Source organism: Dryocola boscaweniae (assembly GCF_025215095.1).
Taxonomy (GTDB): Bacteria; Pseudomonadota; Gammaproteobacteria; order Enterobacterales; family Enterobacteriaceae; genus Dryocola; species Dryocola boscaweniae.
This window is the reverse complement of sequence record NZ_JALHAP010000077.1, coordinates 68,767-92,788: the sequence shown is the minus strand read 5'-3', so window position 1 is coordinate 92,788 and position 24,022 is coordinate 68,767. Positions and strand designations below refer to the sequence as shown.

General features: G+C 49.7%; 26 protein-coding genes. 25 read left to right on the top strand and 1 reads right to left on the bottom strand.

Translation table 11 applies throughout. From position 1 onward, the window contains the following. Nucleotides 1-68: 68 nt before the first annotated feature. From MUA00_RS10030 to MUA00_RS10010, 5 genes are all read left to right on the top strand, one after another. Nucleotides 69-191 carry a hypothetical protein gene (locus tag MUA00_RS10030; RefSeq protein WP_259464426.1) on the top strand — a complete coding sequence of 41 codons (123 nt, stop codon included), beginning with the start codon at nt 69-71 and terminating at the stop codon, nt 189-191. Between the two features lie 32 nt (nt 192-223). Continuing rightward, nucleotides 224-751: a nuclear transport factor 2 family protein gene (locus tag MUA00_RS10025; RefSeq protein WP_271123040.1), complete on the top strand. Its 528-nt coding sequence runs from the start codon at nt 224-226 to the stop codon at nt 749-751. Between the two features lie 179 nt (nt 752-930). Beyond that, on the top strand, nt 931-1,767 hold the full coding sequence (locus MUA00_RS10020) for an SDR family oxidoreductase (protein WP_048638379.1): 837 nt from the start codon (nt 931-933) through the stop codon (nt 1,765-1,767). A 656-nt stretch (nt 1,768-2,423) separates the two neighbouring features. Beyond that, entirely contained in the window at nt 2,424-3,305 is an 882-nt protein-coding gene (locus MUA00_RS10015; RefSeq protein WP_271123041.1) for an isocitrate lyase/PEP mutase family protein, read from the top strand. 107 nt (nt 3,306-3,412) lie between these two features. Continuing rightward, nucleotides 3,413-4,774, top strand: a complete 1,362-nt coding sequence (locus MUA00_RS10010; protein WP_230469529.1) for an MFS transporter — start codon at nt 3,413-3,415, stop codon at nt 4,772-4,774. A gap of 129 nt (nt 4,775-4,903) precedes the next feature. Here the strand turns inward: MUA00_RS10010 and MUA00_RS10005 are convergent, their stop codons facing one another. Next, complete coding sequence (locus tag MUA00_RS10005) at nt 4,904-6,817, bottom strand: sigma-54-dependent Fis family transcriptional regulator (protein ID WP_095844736.1); 1,914 nt, start codon at nt 6,815-6,817, stop codon at nt 4,904-4,906. Between the two features lie 245 nt (nt 6,818-7,062). Between MUA00_RS10005 and MUA00_RS10000 the strand changes: the two genes are divergently transcribed. From MUA00_RS10000 to MUA00_RS09905, 20 genes are all read left to right on the top strand, one after another. Beyond that, nucleotides 7,063-8,259: a CaiB/BaiF CoA transferase family protein gene (locus MUA00_RS10000; protein ID WP_095844737.1), complete on the top strand. Its 1,197-nt coding sequence runs from the start codon at nt 7,063-7,065 to the stop codon at nt 8,257-8,259. A gap of 12 nt (nt 8,260-8,271) precedes the next feature. Beyond that, nucleotides 8,272-9,189 (top strand): hydroxymethylglutaryl-CoA lyase, encoded by a 918-nt coding sequence (locus tag MUA00_RS09995; RefSeq protein WP_095844738.1) that lies wholly within the window; start codon nt 8,272-8,274, stop codon nt 9,187-9,189. Nucleotides 9,190-9,211: 22 nt separating this feature from the next. Then, nucleotides 9,212-10,558, top strand: coding sequence for an MFS transporter (locus MUA00_RS09990; RefSeq protein ID WP_048638372.1), 1,347 nt, complete (start codon nt 9,212-9,214; stop codon nt 10,556-10,558). A gap of 213 nt (nt 10,559-10,771) precedes the next feature. Continuing rightward, complete coding sequence (locus tag MUA00_RS09985) at nt 10,772-11,716, top strand: hypothetical protein (protein ID WP_408639703.1); 945 nt, start codon at nt 10,772-10,774, stop codon at nt 11,714-11,716. 146 nt (nt 11,717-11,862) lie between these two features. After that, entirely contained in the window at nt 11,863-12,048 is a 186-nt protein-coding gene (locus MUA00_RS09980; RefSeq protein ID WP_048638370.1) for an AlpA family transcriptional regulator, read from the top strand. Between the two features lie 27 nt (nt 12,049-12,075). Next, nucleotides 12,076-12,660: a DUF2857 domain-containing protein gene (locus MUA00_RS09975; RefSeq protein ID WP_271123104.1), complete on the top strand. Its 585-nt coding sequence runs from the start codon at nt 12,076-12,078 to the stop codon at nt 12,658-12,660. After that, nucleotides 12,650-12,859, top strand: coding sequence for a TraR/DksA family transcriptional regulator (locus MUA00_RS09970; RefSeq protein WP_048638369.1), 210 nt, complete (start codon nt 12,650-12,652; stop codon nt 12,857-12,859). Before MUA00_RS09975 ends, MUA00_RS09970 begins: the two co-directional genes overlap by 11 nt. 448 nt (nt 12,860-13,307) lie before the next feature. Continuing rightward, a complete protein-coding gene (locus MUA00_RS09965) occupies nt 13,308-13,529 on the top strand; it encodes a hypothetical protein (protein WP_048639890.1) in 222 nt (73 codons plus the stop codon). 58 nt (nt 13,530-13,587) lie between these two features. Further along, nucleotides 13,588-14,253, top strand: a complete 666-nt coding sequence (locus MUA00_RS09960; protein WP_121525778.1) for a lytic transglycosylase domain-containing protein — start codon at nt 13,588-13,590, stop codon at nt 14,251-14,253. Further along, complete coding sequence (locus MUA00_RS09955) at nt 14,250-14,531, top strand: TrbC/VirB2 family protein (protein WP_095844742.1); 282 nt, start codon at nt 14,250-14,252, stop codon at nt 14,529-14,531. The genes MUA00_RS09960 and MUA00_RS09955 overlap by 4 nt, the downstream gene beginning before the upstream one ends. A 9-nt stretch (nt 14,532-14,540) precedes the next feature. After that, entirely contained in the window at nt 14,541-17,288 is a 2,748-nt protein-coding gene (locus MUA00_RS09950; protein WP_271123042.1) for a VirB4 family type IV secretion/conjugal transfer ATPase, read from the top strand. A 12-nt stretch (nt 17,289-17,300) separates the two neighbouring features. Further along, entirely contained in the window at nt 17,301-18,017 is a 717-nt protein-coding gene (locus MUA00_RS09945) for a type IV secretion system protein (RefSeq protein ID WP_048638365.1), read from the top strand. A gap of 10 nt (nt 18,018-18,027) precedes the next feature. Next, the gene (locus MUA00_RS09940; RefSeq protein WP_048639889.1) at nt 18,028-18,252 is read left to right on the top strand and encodes an EexN family lipoprotein; all 225 of its coding nucleotides are present in this window, start codon (nt 18,028-18,030) and stop codon (nt 18,250-18,252) included. A gap of 11 nt (nt 18,253-18,263) precedes the next feature. After that, nucleotides 18,264-19,292 (top strand): type IV secretion system protein, encoded by a 1,029-nt coding sequence (locus tag MUA00_RS09935; RefSeq protein WP_095844744.1) that lies wholly within the window; start codon nt 18,264-18,266, stop codon nt 19,290-19,292. 86 nt (nt 19,293-19,378) lie between these two features. Then, entirely contained in the window at nt 19,379-19,525 is a 147-nt protein-coding gene (locus MUA00_RS09930; protein ID WP_048638363.1) for a hypothetical protein, read from the top strand. Beyond that, nucleotides 19,512-20,195 carry a virB8 family protein gene (locus tag MUA00_RS09925; RefSeq protein ID WP_048638362.1) on the top strand — a complete coding sequence of 228 codons (684 nt, stop codon included), beginning with the start codon at nt 19,512-19,514 and terminating at the stop codon, nt 20,193-20,195. Before MUA00_RS09930 ends, MUA00_RS09925 begins: the two co-directional genes overlap by 14 nt. Next, nucleotides 20,195-21,085, top strand: coding sequence for a P-type conjugative transfer protein VirB9 (virB9, locus tag MUA00_RS09920; RefSeq protein ID WP_408639702.1), 891 nt, complete (start codon nt 20,195-20,197; stop codon nt 21,083-21,085). Before MUA00_RS09925 ends, virB9 begins: the two co-directional genes overlap by 1 nt. Next, nucleotides 21,082-22,380 carry a VirB10/TraB/TrbI family type IV secretion system protein gene (gene virB10, locus MUA00_RS09915; protein ID WP_271123044.1) on the top strand — a complete coding sequence of 433 codons (1,299 nt, stop codon included), beginning with the start codon at nt 21,082-21,084 and terminating at the stop codon, nt 22,378-22,380. Before virB9 ends, virB10 begins: the two co-directional genes overlap by 4 nt. Next, nucleotides 22,370-23,398, top strand: coding sequence for a P-type DNA transfer ATPase VirB11 (gene virB11, locus MUA00_RS09910; RefSeq protein ID WP_271123045.1), 1,029 nt, complete (start codon nt 22,370-22,372; stop codon nt 23,396-23,398). The genes virB10 and virB11 overlap by 11 nt, the downstream gene beginning before the upstream one ends. Then, entirely contained in the window at nt 23,382-23,786 is a 405-nt protein-coding gene (locus MUA00_RS09905) for a cag pathogenicity island Cag12 family protein (RefSeq protein WP_271123046.1), read from the top strand. The genes virB11 and MUA00_RS09905 overlap by 17 nt, the downstream gene beginning before the upstream one ends. Nucleotides 23,787-24,022 lie beyond the last annotated feature (236 nt).

Sequence of the window (24,022 nt, the reverse complement as noted above, 5' to 3'; positions counted from 1 at the left end):
ATCCCATAAAGTAACCTCGTCTTTCATCGCACGGCAATTGTTGCTCCAACCGCAGGGAGGATAGTGCTATGACCGTTCGTACCTGGATTATCACCGGCGTCAACAGAAGCTTTGGCCGACGACGGATGAAGGAACAGCTTCTAAAACGTGGTGAACGCGTTGCCGGAACCACCCGTAACAGGAATTCATAAATCAGTCTGGATAAAAAAATGAGGATATCACTATGAAAATAATCGATACCGGGCGACGCGCCATCCTGTCCATTAGCTTCGCCGCAACACTATTTGCGCTGTTCTTCGCACCGCTGGCATTAGCACAAAACGCGACGGATACAACCGCGTTGAACAAACAGAAAGTCGAGGCGGCGCTGACCGCCTGGAGCCGTGGCACAGGCAGCGTCCTGAGCGTTCTGTCGGAAGATATCAAGTGGACGATTCCCGGCCACTCACTCATTGCTGGAACGACCGTTGGCAAGGACGAACTGAATGCGAAAATCAATGTTCCCTTCGGAGCCCGCTTTGCCCGGTCAAATGACAAATTCCGCCCGGTCACTATCAAAGGCATCTATGGCGACGGAGACATGGTGATCGCGTACTTCCAGGGGCGTGGGATTGCCAACGATGGCAAGCCTTATGTCAACAATTACGCGTGGTTTCTCAAAATGAAAGACGGCCTGGCCGTCGAGGGAACCGCGTTTTTCGATAGCGTTGCGTTCAATGATCTCTGGACGCGCGTGCCTGTCAGTAATTAAAGGACGCGAATAATGGTATCCCCCGCCATAGCTCAGGTAAGCCGTCCGGGAGGGACTACATGGCTGCACGCCGCACCGGGCCCTATCAAGACGAGGCCACTGCAATATGCGCGCCGCTGTACAAGTAGTCTGAATATGCTGGATGACAGCGCGATACTTTCAACTGTTAGGAGAAATATATGACTCAACGTACCTGGTTCATCACCGGCGTGAACAGCGGCTTTGGCCGACTGATGACGGAACAACTTCTGGAGCGTGGCGATCGTGTTGCCGGCACCGCCCGCAAGATGGATGCATTAAGCGACCTGCAGGAAAAATATGGCGATCGGCTCTGGCTTGAACAGCTTGATCTGACCGATACTCCGGAAATTTGTCGCGTCGTCGATGCGGCTTTCGCCCACTTTGGCCACATCGATGTGGTGGTCAATAATGCCGGATATGGCCTGGTTGGCGCGGCCGAAGAATTGCTGGATGAGCAGATAATCCATCAACTCAATACCAATGTGGTGGGCTCAATACAGGTGGTACGCGCAGCATTGCCACATCTGCGTGCCCAGGGAGGCGGCAGGATCCTGCAGCTATCCAGTATGGGCGGACAGTGGGCCATGCCGGGTCTTTCGCTGTACCACGCATCAAAATGGGCGGTGGAAGGCTTCTTCGAATCCACGATGCAGGACATTGCACCATTCAATATCCAGGTAACCCTTATCGAACCGGGCAGCGCGCGCACTGAATTCGCCGCGAACAGCGCGGCCATTTCCCCAGCCATGGACGTCTATGCGCAAACCCCCGCCGGTGCGGTGCGGCGCGTCATTGAGCCGGGCTTCAGAGGCCAGCCGGGGGATGCGGCGAAGATGGCGCAAGCAATGATCGTCTCGGTCGATCAAGTCCCCGCGCCGAAACGCCTTGCACTTGGCTCAGATGCCTACAACAACATAAAAGCAGCCCTCACCGAACGGCTTGCCGCACTGGAAGCGCAGAAGGATATTGCCTTTTCCACCGACTTCCCGGCCTGATTAACCTTTAAAGGATTGGATATATGACACAGCGAAACGGATTATCACCGGTATAAGCAGCGGCTTCGGTCGCCATTTGACCGAAGCGTCGCAGGAACCTTCCGCCAGTTGAACAGGGTGGATGATTTGAAGTCCCGTTACGGCGATCGCTTGTGCTTGACTACCCTGGACATTACCTACACCCCGGACATTCACCATATCATTGAGCAGGCCTTTTGCGAATTTTCATCAAAAACGCTTTGTGTCTTCACAAAGCGTACCCCATTAGCCCACACAGGCTCCTGCGAAGCCAGGAGACATGTATGTTATTTCCTCGCCATAACCGCAGAGCACCGCTCACCTGCCGGGAATAGACATAGAACATGCCTCCCATTAATACTACAAACTTAACACGCGATTTGGCTGGTGAGTTCAATGGCATTACACACAAATAAAAGAGAGTCTCTACAACAAAAATGAAAAAGCTCTATCACAAGTGATATATCCGAAACGACAAGCGAATACCTCATCTCCTCCATTCATATTAATTTACCTTTAAAACAACAAGTTAAAAAATCACACCTGCCCTTATAAATTGGCATGAGTCATGCGTTATACGTTTGGCGGCAAATAATTTTATTTGCCAATATCACTCCAGATACAGCAAAGGAAAAGATATGACTGGCATGGGTAGTAAGCTAAAACAGAGGCTCTCACAGAAAGACATCCTGATTGCTCCTGGTGCGCATGATGTACTCACCGCAAAGATAATTGAAGACACAGGTTTCGAAGCTGTTTATATGACCGGTTATGGTTCAGCCGCCAGTATTCTGGGACAGCCCGATGTCGGCCTGCTGACACAGGTTGAAATGGCGACACGCGCCAGGAATATTGTTGAACGCGTTAATATTCCCGTGATCGCTGATGCTGATACCGGTTTTGGTAATGCCATTAATGTCATCCGCACGACGCGTTTGTATGAGGATGCCGGGGTGGCCATGATGCAGCTTGAAGACCAGATTGCGCCGAAAAAATGCGGCCATATGCTGGGCCGTGAAGTTGTCCCGCCTGAAGAAATGGTGGGAAAAATACAGGCAGCCTGCGATGCCCGCCGGGGCGATATGTTAATTATGGCCCGGACCGATGCTCGGACAAACTATGGCCTGGACGAAGCCATTCGTCGTGGCAAGGCTTATGAACAGGCTGGCGCGGATGTACTTTTTATAGAGTCTGTGGAATCGGAAGAAGAGATGCGGATCGTGACCCGAAGTTTCAACGTCCCGGTGCTGGCGAATATGCTTGAACATGGACGGACGCCTTTGTTGCCGGCGCCAAAGCTGCAGGAAATCGGTTACCGGCTGGTCATCTTTTGTGTCGCCTCAGTGTATGCCGAAGCCTATGCCGTAACGGAATTGATGAAAACATTAAAACAACACGGCACCACCGAAAGTTTCCTGCCCAAAATGATCCCTTTCGAAGAGTTTAACCGATTAACAGGATTGCCGGAAATTCGTCTCGCAGAAGAAAAATATAAAACCGGGCGAAAAGCCAGTTACTGATAATTGAAAAACAAGAAATGACAGATGGGAAGGGGTAGCTCCTCTATCTGTCATTCTTATCAGAGAAATAATAACACTCTCTGGTTATCCTACTTATTGAGGTTGAAATGAGCACGTTAAGAAATTTAAAAGTACCCCATTTTCATTGGTGGGTAATGGCGCTTATTTTTATTGTTTATACGGTAGAATATGCCGACCGGGCAAATATTGGTTTTGCTTTACCCCTTATGCAACAAGAATTTAATCTGGATAATACTCAGGGTGGTTTACTGGTCAGTTTATTCTTTGCCGGATATGCCATAATGCAAATCCCGGTTGGTTTTTTAATAAAAAAATTCGGCGTCAGACAAATTTACACCCTCGGTATTCTTACGACTGCTATATGTACCGGCCTGATGGGTCTGGCTGATTCAATTATCCACCTGAATATCCTGCGCTTTCTGGTAGGTGTTAGTGAAGCGGCTGTGGTTATCGGTTCTACCGTTACCATCAACAATTGGTTCCCTGAGAGGGAAAAAGGAACGGCAACCGGTATTTTCCTGGCCAGTTCCAACATGGGACCATTGGTCGTCCCATTAATAAGTGCCTGGATATTGATGAACTTCGACTGGCGCTATATTTTTATCTTTTTTAGTGTTCCGGGAATTGTACTCGCTTTACTTTGGATTGTGATGGTCAATAATAGTCCCGAGAAAAGCCGCTTTGTTTCCCGTCAGGAACTTGATTATATTCGCAGCGGCGTTTCAGCAAAAAAAGTCAAAAAGGTCAGAGAGTACAAAGCAGTATGGCTGGATAAAATCATCAGAACACGGCATTCCGAAATCCTTACCAGTACGCGCCAGTGCTTCGGATGCTGGGATATTTATGGTGCCGCTCTGGGTTATTTTTTCATGGTTGGAACCGTCGGCGTATTGATGTCATGGTTACCTAAATATCTTCTCCAGGAGCAAGGGTTTTCAATGATGAATTCCGCTTACCTGGCAGCAGCACCCTTTGTTGGTACGCTGTGCGGTAATCTGCTAGGTGGATGGATATCGGATAACCTGTTGGGGAAACGCCGCAAGCCCATGATGATGGTCAGTGCAATTACTACTATTGCGTCCATGCTGCTTATTGTGAATGCTCCTGCCACCCAACTTATCCTGACCGTGCTATTTTTTATCACCGGATTATTCCTGGGCCTGGGTTATTCGGCGTTTTCAGTTTACGCAATGGGAAGAGTGGATAAAAAGACGTATCCCATCGCCTACGGCATAATCAATATGGGTGGACAGCTGGGGGGTATGTGTATGCCTTTTATCGTTGGTATGATCCTGGATCATTATAACTGGAGCATGGTTTTTTTCACTCTGTCGGTGGGCGCCATGTTATGTCTGCTTTTTGTCTGCACAATTACAGAGCCACTGCCTGACGGTCAGCAAAAGGAAACAGACCAGACGTTTGTCACAGGTCATAAAATCGCTCATTGACATACCGTTTTATTCACAAGGTAATGGGGCACAGCATCGCCCCATTTAGCTTCCTTTTACCGGGATGCTGGAAATATCAGGATATCCACTTTACAGAAAAGCCCCCCTAAAACAGGAACGGCAAAAGCTTTATCCCTCTTTTTCCCTTAATTTACGCCACATACTCATTTTACTGATGCCCAGTTTAGTCGCTACTTTTTCTTGATCATTATTGTAAAGTTTCAAATAAAAAGAAATTATCTGCCGCTCAACATCTCTCACGATACCTTTTAAATGTTTTATTTTAAGATCTACAGTTATAGTTCTGCTCGCTTCAGGCGCATTATTCAGATCCTTTATTTTGAAACCTGTTAGCTCAAGTATTTCAAACCATGAAGCCCCGGGAAATCCTTTTGATAATAAAGACAGCCGCTCCAGGATAAACCTGAGTTCACGGACATTCCCTGGCCAAGGATATGAAGAAAACACCTCCAGAAAATTCTGTACCTGCTGCTCTGAATCAGGTTCTTTCAAAAATTTTTTTACCAGATATTCCACATCACCATCACGCTCACGCAGAGGCGGGACGGTTAATGGTAATACATTTAAACGATAGTAGAGATCGCTTCTGAAGGTGCCTGCACTTGCCATATCATCAAGCGATCGATTAGTTGCGCCAATAATTCTGACATTAACCGGGATGAGGTCTTTCCCGCCAATACGCATGATCTCATATTCCTGAAGCACCCGTAATAAACGGCTTTGAATGGAAAGGGGAAGCTCACCAATTTCATCTAAAAATAAGGTTCCTTCATGTGCTAATTCAATTAACCCTTCTTTCCCCTCTCGTTTAGCTCCCGTAAAGGAGCCACCTTCATAACCAAATAATTCACTTTCAAGTAGATTTTCGGGTATCGCGGCACAGTTTATTGCTACAAAAGGGTCGTTTTTCCTCAAGCTGTGATTATGAATACTCTGGGCAAACAGCTCTTTTCCCGTACCCGACTCGCCATGAATCATCACCGGAGAATGAGTTTTAGAATAAATTTCAGCCAACTTTATAACATCACGCATATTATCACTGTTTGTAATAATATCAGCAAACTTATATTTCGCAGTAAACCCTTTCTTTATTATTTTTCCGCGAATTTTACGTTCAACGCGCTGTATTTGAGGAGTATCAGTAAACGAACAAACAACACCGATACATTTATTACCCATAAGAATAGGAACCCGGCTCGTAATAATAGACGTATTACCAATTTCCTGTAACTCCCTGATCTCTGGAGACTTTGACAGCAAAACCTGATTAATTCGTGTATTCTGGATAACAGTATCAACCTGCTTACCAATAATCTGACTTTCTTCTATACCAAATATTTTCTGCGCAGCTTTGTTAAAATATTGCACAGCATTATTTTCATTGGTGACGATGATCCCTTCCGTAATAGAAGATAATATCATTTCAAGCCGTGCCATATGCATATGCTTACGTTTTGTCGTTTCAACGATTGCCAGTGCTTCCCTTAAAGAACTGTTTACCGATTCAACACCATTTTCTATAAGAATGCATTCCATATTGTATTGCTGAGCAATTTTGGCTGCCGGGCTACCACCTATAATGGTTTGATAGTTTTCCTCATGGCATCTTTTAAGATTTTCGTTAATATCCTGTTCCGTTGAAAAAGTGAACTCATCAATAACCACATTTAATGCCTGAGCAACTAAATCCACCTCAGGCAAATAGTTTTCATAATTAAAAAATGCAATTTTTTCCCGGTTATTTTTAAGAGGAATAAGTGATTTCAGTAGATCTGCTGCCGAAATGACGATGCGAACAACAGGGATTGTGGTGGATTTTTCAATATAATCCGCCGTTCCACCACGACTCATGATGACATCGTAAAATTCCGGATCAAGGTTTTTAGCAATGTTAGACGCCTTTCCCAGACTGCCATGATAAACATGACAATTAAACAACCCGACGCATTGTTCAGTAACGATTGTACCCAAACTCGGATATGGCGTTATGAGCGCTAAATTAGGCAGAGTTTTAGAAGGCATAAAAAATCCTCACGCTGTTTAATATTAATCATTCATATCATATGTGATATGAATTTCACAAATGATACAAACAAAAATATTGATACCCCTCTCGATATAAAATATAAAACTTTATATATCAATACGTTAAATAACTACCGTCATTTTTTATTTTTTGGCATGGAATTTGTAACCATTTAAGCGCAACAACGGTAATCACTTACCAAATATCCATATTGTCAATGTAACTGTAGAAGGAATTAAAGATGGAAAAGCAGGCAGGAGTAATGAGCGGCGTACGCATTCTGGATTTAACCCGAGTATTAGCAGGACCTTATTGCGGCATGATGTTAGCGGATTTTGGCGCTGACGTAATCAAAATTGAAATGCCAGGAAAAGGTGATGATTCTCGTGCTAATGCCCCACAAGTGAATGGGGAAAGCGCTTATTTTATGAATCTCAATCGAAATAAGCGCGGTATTACTCTTAATTTAAAAACTGACGAAGGTCGAAAAATTTTTCTGGACATGGTTAAAGAAAGCGACATTGTCTTAGAAAATTATCGCCCCGGTGTGATGGAGAAACTGGGACTGGGATATGAAAATCTCAGGAAAGTCAATCCGGCCATTATTTATGGCGCTGTCTCGGGGTTTGGGCATACAGGCCCATATTCTAAACGTGCCGGTTATGACATTATTGGCCAGGCGATGAGTGGTCTCATGAGCACAACGGGCTGGCCTGATACCCCCCCTACGCGCACCGGTACTGCGATTGCAGATGTTGTTGGAGGTATGAGCTGCGCTATTGGAGTACTGGCTGCATACGTAAACCGACTGAAGACGGGGATTGGCGAAAAAGTTGATGTCTCGTTGGTCGATTCAATGGTTTCCTCATTAGAAATCATCAACATTATTTATTTATGTTCAGGAAGGATACCAACCCGTATCGGAAACCGTTATGAATCAATCTATCCTTATGATTCATTTCAGGCAAATGACGGCTATGTCATCATTGCCTGCGGCAATGATAAACTTTTTGGACTCTTAAAAGACACAGTACAAATCCATCAACTGGACAACGAAAAATTCAGTTCCAATATTAAGCGTGTCGAAAATCATGCTGAACTCAAGTCTATTATAGAATCCTGGACACGAGACCTGTCTATTGATCATATAGTGGAACTCTTACTGGCTGCAGGCATACCGTCAGCCCCGATCAATACCATCGATCGTGTTACTAAAGATCCTCATATTGCTGTTGCCAGGGAAATGTTTGTTGATATTGAACACCCGGTAGCGGGTAAAACAACATTAACAGGTAATCAGGTAAAATTTACTAATAAAAAAGCGACAATAAGAACTCCGGCACCTACGCTGGGGCAGCATAATTATGAAATATTGAAAGAGTTGTTTAATTACTCTGATGAAAAAATTGATGAATTAATCAATAACGGAATACTGTAAGGATTATATAAAATGTCAAAATTTATCCAGATTACTGAAGTAGGTCCCCGGGATGGGTTTCAGAACATAAAAAAACCCATCCCTACAGACTTAAAAATAAATATCATTGATCAATTAATTAAAACCGGAATTAACAAAATAGAAATAACTTCTATGGTGAGTCCTAAAGCTATTCCTCAGCTGGCTGACTCTAAAGAAGTCATCGCCTATGTTTTAGAACATCATAAAAATATTACTCCATTCGTTTTAGTTCCTAATGTGCGCGGAGCTCAGTTAGTTTATGACGCGGGTATCAGGAATATAAATTATGTCGTCTCCGTCAGTCCTGAACATAACAGAGCCAATATTAACAGAACGCATCAGGAATCTTTAGATGACCTGTATAAAATCAGGCATGAATATCCTGAACTGAATATCACACTTTCTTTGGCCACTGTTTTTGGTTGCCCGTTTATCGGTGAAACAAGTATAGACAGCTTGCTGGATATTATTAAATTTTCTGACGACCATGAGATCAAATCATTGACTTTATGCGATACCATCGGTGTAGCGAATCCGTTTCAGACGTCACATATTTTGCAAGCCATTAGCCAAAAATTCCCCTTAATGGATGTTGGATTACATATGCATAATACGCATGGTATGGCTTTGGCAAATATGATGGCAGGCCTGCAAGCAGGCGTCACGCGATTTGAAACGGCCGTCGGCGGCCTTGGCGGATGTCCTTTTGCTCCCGGGGCGGCGGGCAACGCAGGCACTGAAGACGCAGTCAATTTATTTAACCGAATGGGCCTCCAAACCGGCATTTCACTTGAACGATTGCTTGAGGTAGTAAAAATAGTTCGTGATCATATCGAACCTAATTTACTGAGTAGTCTGTCCCGTGCAAGAACCTATAGCGAGTTCGACTTTTGCAGTGCAAAAATATAAATAACTCACCGGGATTAATATTATGAATATTTCCTCTGACACTACAAAAATGTCTCATTACAGATGGTGGGTAATGAGCTTTATCTTCATTATCTATACTATTGCAAATGCAGACCGTGCTAATATTGGCTTTGCCATTCCATTTATTCAGGAAGAATTCCAGATGTCAAATACAATGGCTGGTCTCTTGATTAGCCTTTTCTTCGCTGGATATTCCTTTTTTCAAATTCCAGCAGGATTTTTGATTAAAAAAATTGGAATGCGAAACGCTTTTACCCTTGGCATGCTGCTGACCTCGTTTTTTACTGGCATGATGGGTATCGTTAATAATATATTTATATTGAAGATACTCAGATTTCTAGTCGGCGTAAGTGAATCTCCGGTGGTAATCGGCTCCACCGTGACGATTAATCAATGGTTTCCCGCCAAAGAAAAAGGGACTGCGACAGGTTTATTCCTTGCGGGTTCAAAAGTTGGTCCTTTGATTGTACCTCCTATTTGCGCATGGATTATTATGACATTAGGATGGCGATATATTTTTGTTTTTTTCGCCATACCGGGTATTTTGCTTTCTATCTTCTGGTATTTTATGGTCAGGAACAAACCCGAAGAAAGCAAATATGTTAATGAAAAAGAAGTTGCCTATATTCGTGACAACTACCCTGAAAAGAGTGCAGATACATCGACTGGACATAAAACTACTGAGTTTAAATATTGTTGGCTTGATAAGCTTATCCGGACTAAACAGGTTGTTGAACTTTCAACATCGAGAGAAGTTTTTCGGTGCTGGGATATCTACGGTGTTGCCTTAGGTTATTTTTCAATGGTAGGTATTGTCAGCGTTCTTATGTCATGGTTGCCAAAATATTTAATAACAGAGAGAGGTTTCGATCTTACCAGTTCCGCCCTGTTAGCGGCATCTCCTTTTCTGGGAAGCGTCTTAGGAAACTTTTTCGGAGGATGGCTATCCGATAGATTGTTGAATAAGAGGCGTAAGCCACTAATGCTACTCAGCGCCGGCGCGACTATCTTCACAATGTACTCATTGGTCTATGCACCGGAAAGCAAGTATTTATTAGCATTCATGCTGTTCATCCTGGGTCTGATGCTCGCTCTTGGTTATTCAGCCTATTCCGTATATGCAATGGAACGTGCGGATAAAGAGACTTACCCCGTTGCTTATAGCGTAATCAACATGGGAGGACAGCTCGGTGGAATGTGTATGCCTCTTATCGTAGGCGCTACTCTGGATGCTTATAACTGGAACACTGTTTTCATGGTGATGACAGGATTCTGTGTTCTGTGTTTCCTGTTGGTATCAAGTGTGGTCGAGCCTTTAGCTAAAAATGTGAAAGTCGTTTACGGTTAATCTTTCATAGGGGGTCATTCAGGCCCCCTTTTTGTCGATTCCCCTAATCTTCAGGGTTAACCTGACACTTATGAGTATCCTATCCACAGAAAGACGAGGGAAGTCATCTATTGTATAGACAAATACGCCCACGGTTTTGCAGCAGTCCAATTCGGAATATTGGCTCATTCTCAAAAGGTGGTCATTCTTTTTTTTCAATAAAATAATTAGCTTATAAAAGGAGGTAAATCATGTCCAAAAAAAAACTCCATCATCCATGTCAAGAATAGAGTATCTGACTGGGTTACCATTCGAGAGGCTGTTAAGTTAATAAATAAAACAACTGGTGAAAAATTGAAAGACAGTGATATTTACCGTCATGCTTTACATGGGAGGATTTATATTTCAATATATTTCCCATCCCCTGTTATTTTAAGAAAAATTAAAACCATCAACCAGAAATTAAAACTAGCGCCAGTAGAAAACTCTTTTATATCAAGACTGTTTTTTCTCGACAAGAAAGGCTTTATTACAGGGGGAAATTTAACTTTTAGTACTGAGGGAAGATACATCTATCCTATACAGCGTGTCATTGACACAACATTATCCGGTTTTGAATTCGTTTTGATACAGAGATTACTTGCCAGCTCTCTTAAGATTCCATTACCTTTAACAGGAGCGAATGTGAGCAATTATGGTATTACAGTTACCTTAGGTGGGGATACATTTCAAATATTCGAAAAAATGACATGGCAGGAAAAAATAAATCAGGGAATTATGCAACTACCTGAGAATTGCTTATCTGAGTTTTTTGCACAGAGCTCATCCCAGGTAATGTATCGAAAAGAACGTAGAGGATATTTCCCAATTCATAATTTGCCAGAAGATGCCTGTTTTGTCATTCGACATGCCGAACTTGAAAAACTAATCAATATGTCATTCACAAATAAAACAACATCCCCTTCCGCAACGCGAATATCCACACCACTATCCCGTCTGTTCTGGCTCGCCTGTAAACATAATAAGGAGATCAGCCCCCTAATGAGACAGCCTTATAAGCTTCTGTCCATCTTTGAGCAATGGGCTTCAGATGATGGCATCACAGACCGGCTCAGCGGAGACACGCTGAAAACTGCACTGGAGCGAGGTTCTCCGTCATCCTCTTCATCATCAAAATAATATGATAGTTATCTGTCAGCACAAAAGTCCGTATTAAGGACAACGACATCCGTAATACGGGCTTAACCACTTCCCTGCCTCTCCCTTCCTGTGTTTTTTTGTCCTCTCCGGACCTGCCCCGTTTATTTCCGACACAGGAGAAACTCATGACTTCACATCAGTTATTGCGTCTGAGACAGGTTGAAGAAAAAACCGGTCTGAAACGCTCACAGATTTATCTTTATATGAAAAGTGGAGCCTTTCCCCGCTCAATCAAAATTGGCCCCGCCAGCGTGGCCTGGCTCGAATCTGAAATCGATGAATGGATAAACCTTAAATTAATCCGCCGTTGAAAACGTTTAAACGTGAGGAACCCTATTATGATCCCGTCACTGAATTACTCCATATTAACAGACGTTCTGCACGCACTGAAAGAAGGCAACATTCGTCGCTGCGAAACCTTGGGATTCACGTTCGACGAAATGAACGCTCTCAATCAATTGTCTCTGGACGAACTCTTTACCCTGAGTCGAACATCAGCGCCGCTCATGGATATCTCTGTACGCCATGACGTATTACGTCAGTTGCTGATACTGTCCCATCAGGAGGCACTGCGTCAGCAACTGATTAATCGGGCTATTCGTCTGGGTGGCTCTATTGCGTTGCTGAATCAGTATTTTGGCCTCACCTCCAATGAAATCTGCGTGCGTCGCCGCTTGCTGGGCGTCGCTATTCCGCAAGGCAGGACGCCCATTCCGGATGAACAAACCGATGCCGAGATCTGGCGGCAATGGCAAAAACACCGCGTGGAGAACCTCGAATCACCCGAAGCATTGACGGCGATGATGCAGGTCACCGAGGCGCTGTCCACGCCGACGGCAGGGCCTTCACTTACCAGCGTCTGGAACCGCATCACGCTTTGCGAACGGGAAGCTTCGGACAGGAGGGCGTCGCATGCCGGATGAGATCGATCGCGACCAGGAATTTAACGAGCAGCGGCTGGAAGAGATGATCGAACAGAACCGTTTCAAACCTGCGCCCACGCCATCACTGTTGCATTGTCGTTTCTGCGGCAAGCCCATTCCCGAGAAACGGCGGCAGACGTTGCCGGGCGTGACGACCTGCACGCAATGCCAGGCAAAACTTGAACGCCGTCAGCGCTGAAAGCAATATCGATTACGTGCGGAGAACAAGGCGTTTCCGCACGTATTTTATTTCTCCTCAGCAAGAACATCCTGATTTTTAATATTGGGAAGCGTGTCGAAAAACAAAAACCGAACAGATTTTCATAAAAAATTTACCCGCCAGATAAAACTCAAAATCATATCAAGATAATTTCGCGTCCTTTTTCTTTTATTTTCCGATTTGATTTTCTTGTTACCCGCCGGAATCAGAGAGCGCACCCTGACCACGCCGATATTTGCTGGCGATGTTCAGGACGTTTATTTCACCGGGCCGGGATTGCCTGAATACGCTCTTTAACAACCGGGTTCGGGCTGTCACACAACCACAATTCAGGGTGCCGCTGAATATTCTCGCTGACCCGTTAAAACCGGAATGCAGGATCGGGATGTGACCAATGTTTCATGCGCTTTTTATCAGAGGAAAAATCATGCGAAAACCCATTTATCACGTCTTTGTCACGCAGGAAAGTCAGCCCGATGCGCAGGGCGAAAAAAGCACCTACTGGACAAAAGTCGGCGTTGCCTTCGCCCATCACGGCAAATCCGGCCTGAATGTGGTGTTCACACCCGGCATCGCCGTCTCCGGCAAGCTGGTGTTGCTTGAACCCAGAGAGGACAACACTGCGCCGCAAAATATTGCCGCCGATTAATACGCTTCCCGTTCCTTTCTGTCGCAACCATCCTACATTTTACCCTTCTGAGGCCGCCATGCTTTCCACCACCGCCTTTCTGGCGGCGGCCATGCAGTGCGCCGCCAGCGTTCACCCGACCACCGCGCTCGACATAGCGAGGGTGGAATCCGGTTTTCACCCTTACGCCATCGCGGAGATAGTGCCGAAGCATGAGCGCGCGCCCGGCGACCATGGGGTGATTTCTCATTATCCCGCCGACAAGGCGGACGCCGTCGGCATCGCCAGGCGGTTGGCCGCGCAAGGTCGCCGCTATTCGGTCGGGCTGATGCAAATCACCAGCACCAATTTCCGTCACTATGGCGTTACCGCACATGAGCTGTTTGATCCCTGCATCAATCTGTCGGTCTTCGAGCGCATCCTCACCGACTGCTACCGACGCGGCGGCTCCCTGAAACGCGCGCTCAGTTGCTACTACTCTGGTGACTTTGATACCGGCCAGCGGCCGGAAGCCGCCTTTGACGACACTAGCTATGTCCAACGTATCGGCTATGCCGTCCCGTCGACGCGGGAAGAGAAACAACGCCCCCCAACCGAAAATGCCATCCCGACAATCCATTATCCCACCGTCGTCCTGCGCGGCGACATGGCCGATAACGCCACACCAGCGCCACCGTCCGTGCGCTACCCGAACGCCGTTATGCGCGGCGCGTTACCCGTCCCTGAGATTCATGAGGAAAAATGACGATGAGAAAAGTCAAATTCTGGTCTGCTGTTACCGCCGTATTACTTTCCTCGCGCGTGCTGGCAGCCGACGGTGGATTCAATAAAGCCAATGAGACGCTGAGCAACACCTCCACCGGCCTGCTGGGGCTAGCCGCCGTCACCATCACGCTGGCGACCATGTGGATCGGCTACAAGGTGCTGTTCGACGGCAAGAGCCTGCATGACATGCGCAACGTCATTATCGGCGCCATCCTGATTGTCGGCGCGTCGGGCTTCGGCGCCTACTGGGCCGCGTAGGGGGAGCCGATGACCACGCTGAACAAGGCGTTGACGCGGCCCGCCGCCATCATGGGCATTCCCCTCGTGCCGTTCGTGATCGTCAGCGGGGCTATCGTCCTGCTGGCGGTTTACCTCAGCTATTACCTGGCATTGCTGCTGCTCCCTGCCTGGATGGAAATGAAGGCCAGGGCCCGTAAAGATATCCACTATTTCGGGCTGCTCTGGCTGGCGTTTAAAACGCGCGGCCAGTGGGCCGCCAACCGCTATTTTGGCGCCAACGCCATCCTGGCTAACCGCTATGACGCCGTCGATATTGCGGAGTTTACCGACAAGATGAAATTAAACGCGCGCATCACGCTGGATAAATACATTCCGTATTCCTCCCATATTCACCCTCACATCATCAGCAACCGGCACCGGGATTTGGTAGCGACCTGGGAGCTGGGCGGCACCGTTTTCGAATGCGAGGATGAACATCATCTCACTTTTCTGGCGACCCACCTGAATAACCTGATCCGGTCGTATGAAGGGCAGCCGGTCACTTTCTATATTCACCGTATCCGGGAACCCTACCAGGATGCCTTTGCGGCGCAATCGGGCATTCCCTTTGCCGATGAGGTGACGGAACTGTACTACCGGCCCCTCAAAGACAAACCGCTTTGGCGACACCGGTTATTCTTTACCGTCTGTTTCGCGCCATTCTCGTCGCTGGAGAAAAAGGTGCTGAGCCGACAGCCGGTCGGCAAAAGGCAGGCGGCGCAGGATAACGCCCTGAAGGTCATGCTTGAGCACTGGGCGTCATTGAACGCCGCCTTATCCCGCTATACCGCGACGCCGCTGGGCGTTTATGAAGCAAACGGGCGGGTGTACTCCTCGCAGCTTTCTTTCTATCACCGGCTGCTCACTGGTAAATGGCAGAAGGTAGCGGTCACGCGCGCGCCGTTTTACCACCAGCTCGGCACGGCAGACGTGTTTTTCACCACCGATACCGCCGAATGCCAGACGGTAGACGGCTCCCGCTACTTCCGCAGTCTCGAAATCAAGGACTATTCGCCCGAAACCACCACGGGTTTACTGGATGCGCTGCTGTACGCCGAAAGCGAGTATGTGCTGACGCAGTCCTTTACCTGCTTGGCGCGCGATGAAGCGCAGAACCATATCCGGCTGGCGGAAAAACGGCTGAACTCGGCCGATGACGATGCTCTGTCGCAGCGCGAAGAGCTGATTGTGCTGCGCGATCTGCTCCAGTCCGGGCATGTGTCATGCGGCAAATACCACTTCTCCCTGCTGGTTTCATCCGCGAGCGCCGACCGGGTGGTGAAGGATGCCACGACGCTGGCGCAGCCCTTCGCCGACCTCGGCATTATGACGACGCTCTCCACGCTGTCGTTACCCGCCGCCTATCTGGCGCAACTACCGGGGGTCTATACCCTGCGGCCCCGGCTGGTGGCCGTCAGCAGCCAGAACTATGCCGATATGGCGAGTCTGCACAACTTTCATCCCCACAAGCGCGACGGCAATCCCTGGGGCGAGGCCATCGCTATCCTCACATCGCCAGGCGGCGGCGGTTATTACCTCAATCTGCACGACAGCCAGGCCGGACGGGATGACTTTAACGAGAAAACGCCGGGCAATACGGCGATTATCGGGAAAACCGGCTCGGGGAAAACGATGCTGATGACCGTGATGCAACAACTGATGCAGAAATACCGCAACCCGGCGACGTTTGCCGCTTCGGCCACCATCAAGCGGCTGACCACCGTTTATTTCGACAAAGACCGGGCGGCGGAGATGGCGATACGCCAGATGGGCGGGCGTTATTTTCGACTCCGTACCGGCGAGACCACCGGGTTCAACCCGTTTTCGCTGGTGCCGACCCGACGGAACATCAACTTTATCAAGCAACTGGTACGAATGCTGTGCCGCCGCAACGGCAAGCCGCTCGATCCGCGCGACGAAGCGCGTATCAGCGCCGCCGTGAACACCATCATGCTGGACTACCCGCCGGAATACCGCCGTTGCGGCATCACACGACTGCTGGAAGTGCTGCCGGAGCCGCCGACCCAGGCGGCCCGAGTCAATGGGCTGCGCATCCGGCTGAAACAGTGGGCGCAGGGCGGCGAGTTCGGCTGGGTATTTGATAACGAGGCGGATACGTTCGATATCAGCGATATCGATAACTTCGGCATCGACGGCACGGAGTTTCTGGATGACGACGATATCCGAGGGCCGATTACCTTTTACCTGCTGTATCGCGTCACCAGCCTGCTGGACGGCCGTCGGCTGGTAATGTGTATGGACGAGTTCTGGAAGTGGCTGGCTGATGTGGAATTCTCCCGGTTCTCGCTCAACATGCTCAAGGTTATTCGCAAGCTGAACGGCATCTTTGTCCCCGCCACCCAGTCACCCGACGAGATCGTCAAGCATCCCATCGCCCCGGCGATCATCGAACAGTGCGGCACACAGATTTTTCTCGCCAACCCAAAGGCCAGCCATGCGGACTACGTGGAGAAAATGAAAGTACCGGAAAGCGTGTATGACATCGTCAAAAATCTGGATCCGGGCGAGCGCTATATGGTGATCCTGAAAACGCCGTTGCGTGCCGGCGAAACCCGGCCATTCGTGACGATGGCGAAAATGGATCTGTCGGGCCTGGGGAAAGTCACCAAACTGCTGAGTGGGAGCGAAGACAACCTGAAAATCTTCGATGCCCTTTATCAGGAAGGCATGAAGCCTGAAGCATGGAAAGCGCAGTTTCTTGAAATGGCTATCTGAGAGGTGATAACAATGCGTACCCGAAACACCGTGCTGGCGTTAGCACTCTTTCTCTCCACTCCGGCGTTCAGCGCCGGGATCCCGGTTTTCGACGGCGTGCAGAATACCGAATCCATTAACCAGTGGGTGCAAAAACTCCAGCAGTGGCAGGAAACCGTCACCCACTATAAAAGCGAGCTTGACGCCTACAAGCGGCAATTAGCCACGGCGACGGGCGTGCGGGATATTCAGGGGTTTCTTAACGAGGCGAGAAACCTCAAAAGCGATATTGATAACCTCCGCAAAAACGGCGTTTCACTGGATGATCTGCTGACCAATCAGGGCGGCGCCTATTCTTCCGAGCTTCAGCGCTTGTATGGAAAATATCAATCTTTCGATACCTGTAATCAGTCCAGTTCCTCGCCGCGTTATCTGGATAGTTGCAAACAGATCATCCTGAATCAGGCGGTGGCGATAGAAAATACGTCCGACGTTGAAAACAAGATCGCCGGCACGCTCAACGATATCGCCGCATTATCCGACCGCATATCGAATGCGCAGGATTCTAAAGAGTCACAGGACCTGACTAACGCCGTGGCGGCCAGAAGCGTACAATTGAATGCGTTGACCAGCCAGTGGGAAATATCCGTCAAACAGGCTGAGCAACGCTCCAACCTGTTGGCCCAACAGCGGCAAAAAGCATTTGATGAACAGCAGCTCGCCGCGCCCGTTCCTGACTTTAATGATTGAGAGGGCAAAAATGAAAACGTCACTTTACCTATTCCCGATTATTTCAGGCGCCTTGCTTCTGACGGGGTGTGATAATCCTAAATCAAAGCAATGGTATAAAGAACATCAAGATGAGATGAACACCCGATATACGGCCTGCGAAGCGTCTGGTGAAGATTCCCAGGATTGCAGAAATGCCCGTGAAGCGCGATTTGAACTCCGTCAGGAAAATGCCAAGGTTCCCGATTTGAATTAAAGGGGTAATCTATGTCAGGTGGTATGTTTGTTGGCATGAACAACACGATCACTGACGGTTTACATGCCGTACTGCGGGGACAAACTTCCGTGTACGGCGATATGATAAGCGTTATCGCCGTCAGCTCCTTCACGTTATTTGTCACATATCGGGGTTATCAAACCCTGGCCGGAAAACTTCAAACGCCTCTAGAAGATGTCATTTGGGATGTCGGGCGCATGTTACTCATCATGACATTCGTTTTAAATTTGGGGGGGTGGCTGGATCTCACTATTTCGGCCATTAACGGATTAAAAGATGGCGTCAGCGGTGATGAAAATGTCTGGGTGTTGCTGGATACCGTCTGGATTAAAGCGCAAACCATCGGGCAAAAACTCTATCAACAGGATGACGCCGCCTATGTGAAACTCAATGGGGGGCTTGCCGAACTTCTGGTCTGGGGCGGCGCTATTGTTACCTTGCTATTCGGTTCTGCCGTTAACCTTTTAGCTGAACTCACGATAGTGTTAATGACTACCACCGCCCCACTTTTTATCTTCTGCCTGCTGTATGGTTTTTTGATTCCCATGTTTAATAACTGGCTGAAAATCATATTCACCGTCATCCTGACGATTCTATTTTCGGCGTTGTCGATCCGGATCGTTATTAACTATCTCAATGGCATATTGGATAAGGCGGTTAATTTCGCTGATAACGCCAATATTATTACGCTTGGCGTTCAATGCTGTGTTGCCGGTATTATCTCCGGCATCATCATTTTCTTCTCGGCAAAAATCGCCAGCGCACTCGGCGGCATCGCCGTTCAGGCCGTGTTACAGGGCGCGGCCATGAGCGGTATAAGCGGGCTGGTAAAAAGATCCCCAGGCGCGGCCAAACCGACGCTGAAGGCCGGTGCTGCCGGCGCCCGACTAGCGGCCAAAGGCGGCGTTATGGCGGGCCAGCTTATTGGTACCGGCGTGAACAACACCGTCACAGCCTGGCAAAAACGCACCGCCGCAATAGAGAGCATGAAGCGTTTCAACCAGCAGCGTAACCGCTGATCCTTCCCTAATCCACATATCCACATTGCGCCGTAGCGATCGCTGCCGGTGCGACATCCCTGTATCCGTCAAACAGAGGAATCGATATGAAATCCAGCCTCTTCCTGCTGATGCTATGCGCACTCACGGGCTGCGCGCAGCATAACGACAGCCTGCCGCCGGTATCCGGCGACGTTCAGCCAATGAACTCCCCGGCCATTATTCAGGAGCTGACAAACCATGTCCGAGGTTAACAACATCATTGATGCATCCAGAAGCTTTGAATCGGCCATTCTGGAAAAAGACATTCGCGAGAAAAAAGTGGCCTGGCTGATGGCGGCGGTCGGATTTGTTCTGGCCGCAATGGCGATTGCAGCCATTATTATTCTGCTGCCGCTGAAAACCACCGAAATCGAACTTTGGTCGGTGGATAAACAAACCGGGCGTTATGACTATATGACCCGCATTAAAGAGCGGGATATTGCCACCGAAGCATCGCTGGCGCACGCATTGGCCGCAAATTATGTCAAACGCCGCGAAGGCTATAACTATTTTTCCCTTCAGCGCGATTATGACGACGTGCAGTTATTCAACAGCGACGACGTGAATAAGGATTATCTGGACGGATTTAACGGCGACATGGCGCCGGACGTTATTTTCAACAAAGCGGAATATGTCGTCGCTATCGACATTATTTCCAACGTTCATGCGCCCGCCACCGCCCCCGACCGTCTGGCGACGTTACGCATCAAGCGAACCATTCGCCGCGTTGCGGATAATTCGGTGAAAACCGATGTCTGGAATATCCGCCTGACCTACCGCTACCTTCCTCGTAAACAACTGACGGACAGCCAGCGTGAAGTGAACCCGCTGGGGTTCATCGTCACCAGCTACCAACGCGATAAAGAGTTAAGGAGCGAATGATGCTGAAAACAATGCTGACCGGTGTTTTTTTCCTGACGGCATTCGCAGCCTGGGGTGCGGCGACGCCGCGCGGAAGCGCATATGACAGCCGGATGCAGAACGTGTCATATAACAGCCAGAACGCCACCGTTGTGAACACCCGCCCCGGCTACGTCACTACGCTGCTATTTGACGACGATGAAACCGTTATCGACGCGCAGGCGGGTTTTCCCAAAGGCTGGACAGTAACCAAGAGCGATAACCGGGTGGGCGTCAGCCCCAGCCCCATCACCCAGCCGGTGACCGATGCCAACGGCAATAACGTCAGTCAGGTGTTCCTGCCGACCGCGAGGGACTGGAAAACCAACCTTTTCGTCGTGACGTCAAAACGCGATTACAGCCTGGAGCTGAACGTGCTGGAGCACGACTCGCCCGCGCAGGCCTTCGTTATCCGCTATCGCTATCCGGCTGAAGCCCGCCGGCAATCCGTCGCAGCCAGCGCCGCCCGCCTGAAACAGCTTCAGGAAATACAGGAAAAGCAACAGATAGCGGCGGCATTTCGGCAGGCCGCCACGCCGCGCAACTGGTATTACACCAAACGGGTGGCGGAAGATTCGGCGTCCATTGCGCCGGACTTCACTTACGATGACGGCCGCTTTACCTACCTCGGCTTTTCGCCCGCCAAAATCCTGCCCTCCGCCTTTACGGTCGTTAACGGCCGGGAGCAGGCGGTGACGCCCCTAGTTGTCAGCCAGGGCAACTACACCGTAATGGTGGTGCGTTCTCTGTCGCCGCGCCTGGTGCTACGCTACGGCAATGCGGTAGTCGGGATTGAAAACACGGCATTCGGCGACGCGACCGTGGCTAACGGTGACACCGTCTCCCCCGGCGTCACGCTGGAGGCCAAATGACCGATAAATCTACCCCGGAAGACGCGCAAAAAACCACGGCCGAGCTCGAAGCCGAGGCCCGCAAACGCGCCCGCGCGGCAATGGCCAGCCAGACGCCGGAGCAGAAAACGCCCCCCGGCCAGCCCGAAGTCACGCGTTTTCGCAAAAAAACCGGCCGACGGACGCTGCTGGTCAGCCTGCTGAGCCTGACCTTACTGATGGCGCTGGCGCTCGGCGGCGACCATTTTCTTGGCATGCTGAAGAAGGATGAGAATAAAACGGCGGAGACCGCACCGCCGTCCTCATCCGGCGCGGCACGCAATGAGCGCAAAAACCTCGGGCTGGACAGCAATCCATTCGGCCTGTTCGAACAGGGGAAATCGGAAACGCCCGCCGACAGCCGTCAGGCTCAGGACGAAGTGTCGCCGTTACCACCTGAGCCGCCCGCTTTAAACAAGGCCGCCGCACTGGCGAACGGGATGAACAACGCTCCGGCGACGACTCAGCGCAGCAATACAAGCCCGAGTCAAAATGGATCGCCCGGCGATGCAGGCACGCCCAGCCATCCGGCAACGTCAGACGCCTATACGCCGTGTCAATCGGTGATGGTCAAAGGCAGCGACGGCCGGCTACGCTGCCAAGACGCCGACACACCGGCAACCGGAGACGACAATCCGGGCGTGGCGAAAATCACTGGCGTTCAACGACTGCCCCTCGATCCGGACCTCTATATCCCGGTTGACCGCTATATTCCCTGCTCAATGATGCGGCGCTTCGTGTCCGACGTGGGCGGCACACTTTCCTGCCTTATCAGCGAGGACGTTTACAGCGCCAGCAACCATGTGAAGCTGATCCCGGCGGGCACCATCGCCAGGGGCATTTATCGCACCGGCGCGCTGCAACACGGCCGCAGCCGGATGTTTGTCATCTGGACGGAATTGCGCACGCCCGGCCAGCTACAAATTCCCTTGATCGATACGCAGGCTAGCGGCCAATTAGGTGAAGCCGGTATTGCCGGCTGGATCGATACCCATTTCTGGGAACGGTTCGGCAATGCCCTGATGCTGAGTACCGTACAAGACGTGGCCGCTGCGGCGTCGGATTCGGCACCGGGCAAAGACCGCAATACCGACTACACCGAAAACACCCGCGCGGCCACGGCGGAAATGGCGAAAACGACGCTGGAAAACAGCATCAATATCCCGCCCACGATGTACCTGAACCAGGGCGATGTGATCGGCATCATGACCGGTACGGATATCGATTTCTCTTCTGTCTATCAACTGCGGCTGAAAACGAGGTGGTATGCGCGCTGACAACCTGTCTCTTGAGTTCATGAAAAACCGGCTGTTCGGCGATTTTCTGCCGCTGGCAGGCCTGACCGAAATCGCCATTAACCGTCCCGGCGAGATCCACACCAAAATACGCGGAAAATGGCAAAGGCACGACGCCCCGGTTACGCTGCGTCAGTGCTACGCTTTCGCCAAAGCACTGGCCTCCTGGAATGAGGACAACGTGGATGATACCTCGCCGATCCTGTCCGCCACGCTGGCATCGGGCGAGCGTATCCAGACCATTATTCCCCCGGCCTGCGAGCGCGACACCGTTTCCATCACGCTGCGCAAGCCCTCATTCGAGCAAAAAACGCATCAGTCCTGGATAAACGCCGGTTTTTATCACCGGGTGACCGGCAAGGAGCAAACGGAAAGTAAAGAGGATGAACTGGCCGGTTACTATAATCGCGGGGAGATCCCCCGCTTTATCGAAAAGGCGGTTGAATACGGTAAGACGCTATTTATCGTCGGCGAAACCGGGTCGGGTAAAACCACCTATATGAAAACGTTGCTGCACTATATTCCGCCGCATCTCAGACTGACCACCATCGAAGACAACCCCGAAATCCGCTTTTACCGCCACGCCAATTATGTCCATCTGTTTTACCCGGCGGACGCCGGGGAGGATGCCATCGTCAGCCCCGGCAGGCTGATCCGGGCCAATTACCGCATGAATCCGGATCGCATTTTGCTGGCGGAAATTCGCGGAAAAGAGGCCTGGGACGCGCTGAAAATCGTCGGCTCCGGCCATGAGGGACTTATCACCTCGATGCACGCGGGCAGCCCTGAAGCCTGTATTGAAGGGATCATCGACCGCTGCTATGAACATCCTGACTGCCAAAATATCCCGTTTTCGGTACTGCTGCGCAAGGTGCTTAACAGCGTGGACGTTATCGTCAGCGTCGATATTCACGGCGATATTCGCCGGATGGGCGCGATTTATTTTAAACATCTTCATCTGAACAGCATGAAGGAGGTCTTTAATGAGGCGAACCGTTGAAACTCTGTATGCCGGTGCGGCGCTGGTGATGCTCTCCGGCTGCGCGTCGCCGCCAGAGCCCGTTCAGCCCGCATGGGATAAACCCGATGCTGCCGTTAACGCCACGCTCCCGCAGTGGTCGGAAAACCGCATTGTCATACCGTCTCCCGACGTCGATAGCCGCTGGTCAACGTCTATCGTTTTCAGCCCTGAAGCCATATATTCGCCCGGCGTCTGGTATGCCGTCGCGCATTCAGAAAAAATTGTCGTCAATACGCCCGATGGGACGAGTTATTTCAGGGCAAAGTCCTGGCTGAGAAAATACGGTTATCGCGCCGTCGTAACTTACCAGCCTAAAGCAACTGACCGCCTCGCCAGTCATTCCACCGCGATTTATTTTTACCGCTGAACTCGACGGTCATCCACGTTCGCAATTCACCCGACCTTTATCTTCTGCAATAAAAGGATACCACAATGAAAAATACCGTTATCGCGGCGACGCTCCTGTGCCTTGCCGTCGGCTTTTCCGCTCCGTCATTTGCGGCCGATCCCTGCGAAGTTGTGTTGCGTCTGTATGGCAAAGCCACCGGCAACAGCGGCGGCAGCCGTGATTGTGGCGTGAAGTCTGGATTACTATTCGTCATG

What these genes read in the sequence shown, in the direction of transcription:
- MUA00_RS09955 (WP_095844742.1), top strand. Translation starts at nt 14,250, where the DNA reads ATGACGATGAGAAAAGTCAAATTCTGGTCTGCTGTTACCGCCGTATTA.
- MUA00_RS09975 (WP_271123104.1), top strand. Translation starts at nt 12,076, where the DNA reads ATGATCCCGTCACTGAATTACTCCATATTAACAGACGTTCTGCACGCA.
- MUA00_RS10015 (WP_271123041.1), top strand. Translation starts at nt 2,424, where the DNA reads ATGACTGGCATGGGTAGTAAGCTAAAACAGAGGCTCTCACAGAAAGAC.
- MUA00_RS09930 (WP_048638363.1), top strand. Translation starts at nt 19,379, where the DNA reads ATGAAATCCAGCCTCTTCCTGCTGATGCTATGCGCACTCACGGGCTGC.
- MUA00_RS09970 (WP_048638369.1), top strand. Translation starts at nt 12,650, where the DNA reads ATGCCGGATGAGATCGATCGCGACCAGGAATTTAACGAGCAGCGGCTG.
- MUA00_RS10000 (WP_095844737.1), top strand. Translation starts at nt 7,063, where the DNA reads ATGGAAAAGCAGGCAGGAGTAATGAGCGGCGTACGCATTCTGGATTTA.
- MUA00_RS09965 (WP_048639890.1), top strand. Translation starts at nt 13,308, where the DNA reads ATGCGAAAACCCATTTATCACGTCTTTGTCACGCAGGAAAGTCAGCCC.
- MUA00_RS09950 (WP_271123042.1), top strand. Translation starts at nt 14,541, where the DNA reads ATGACCACGCTGAACAAGGCGTTGACGCGGCCCGCCGCCATCATGGGC.
- MUA00_RS09990 (WP_048638372.1), top strand. Translation starts at nt 9,212, where the DNA reads ATGAATATTTCCTCTGACACTACAAAAATGTCTCATTACAGATGGTGG.
- MUA00_RS10010 (WP_230469529.1), top strand. Translation starts at nt 3,413, where the DNA reads ATGAGCACGTTAAGAAATTTAAAAGTACCCCATTTTCATTGGTGGGTA.
- MUA00_RS09945 (WP_048638365.1), top strand. Translation starts at nt 17,301, where the DNA reads ATGCGTACCCGAAACACCGTGCTGGCGTTAGCACTCTTTCTCTCCACT.
- MUA00_RS09905 (WP_271123046.1), top strand. Translation starts at nt 23,382, where the DNA reads ATGAGGCGAACCGTTGAAACTCTGTATGCCGGTGCGGCGCTGGTGATG.
- virB9 (WP_408639702.1), top strand. Translation starts at nt 20,195, where the DNA reads ATGCTGAAAACAATGCTGACCGGTGTTTTTTTCCTGACGGCATTCGCA.
- MUA00_RS10030 (WP_259464426.1), top strand. Translation starts at nt 69, where the DNA reads ATGACCGTTCGTACCTGGATTATCACCGGCGTCAACAGAAGCTTTGGC.
- virB10 (WP_271123044.1), top strand. Translation starts at nt 21,082, where the DNA reads ATGACCGATAAATCTACCCCGGAAGACGCGCAAAAAACCACGGCCGAG.
- virB11 (WP_271123045.1), top strand. Translation starts at nt 22,370, where the DNA reads ATGCGCGCTGACAACCTGTCTCTTGAGTTCATGAAAAACCGGCTGTTC.
- MUA00_RS09980 (WP_048638370.1), top strand. Translation starts at nt 11,863, where the DNA reads ATGACTTCACATCAGTTATTGCGTCTGAGACAGGTTGAAGAAAAAACC.
- MUA00_RS09925 (WP_048638362.1), top strand. Translation starts at nt 19,512, where the DNA reads ATGTCCGAGGTTAACAACATCATTGATGCATCCAGAAGCTTTGAATCG.
- MUA00_RS09995 (WP_095844738.1), top strand. Translation starts at nt 8,272, where the DNA reads ATGTCAAAATTTATCCAGATTACTGAAGTAGGTCCCCGGGATGGGTTT.
- MUA00_RS09935 (WP_095844744.1), top strand. Translation starts at nt 18,264, where the DNA reads ATGTCAGGTGGTATGTTTGTTGGCATGAACAACACGATCACTGACGGT.
- MUA00_RS10020 (WP_048638379.1), top strand. Translation starts at nt 931, where the DNA reads ATGACTCAACGTACCTGGTTCATCACCGGCGTGAACAGCGGCTTTGGC.
- MUA00_RS09960 (WP_121525778.1), top strand. Translation starts at nt 13,588, where the DNA reads ATGCTTTCCACCACCGCCTTTCTGGCGGCGGCCATGCAGTGCGCCGCC.
- MUA00_RS10005 (WP_095844736.1), bottom strand. Translation starts at nt 6,817, where the DNA reads ATGCCTTCTAAAACTCTGCCTAATTTAGCGCTCATAACGCCATATCCG.
- MUA00_RS09940 (WP_048639889.1), top strand. Translation starts at nt 18,028, where the DNA reads ATGAAAACGTCACTTTACCTATTCCCGATTATTTCAGGCGCCTTGCTT.
- MUA00_RS10025 (WP_271123040.1), top strand. Translation starts at nt 224, where the DNA reads ATGAAAATAATCGATACCGGGCGACGCGCCATCCTGTCCATTAGCTTC.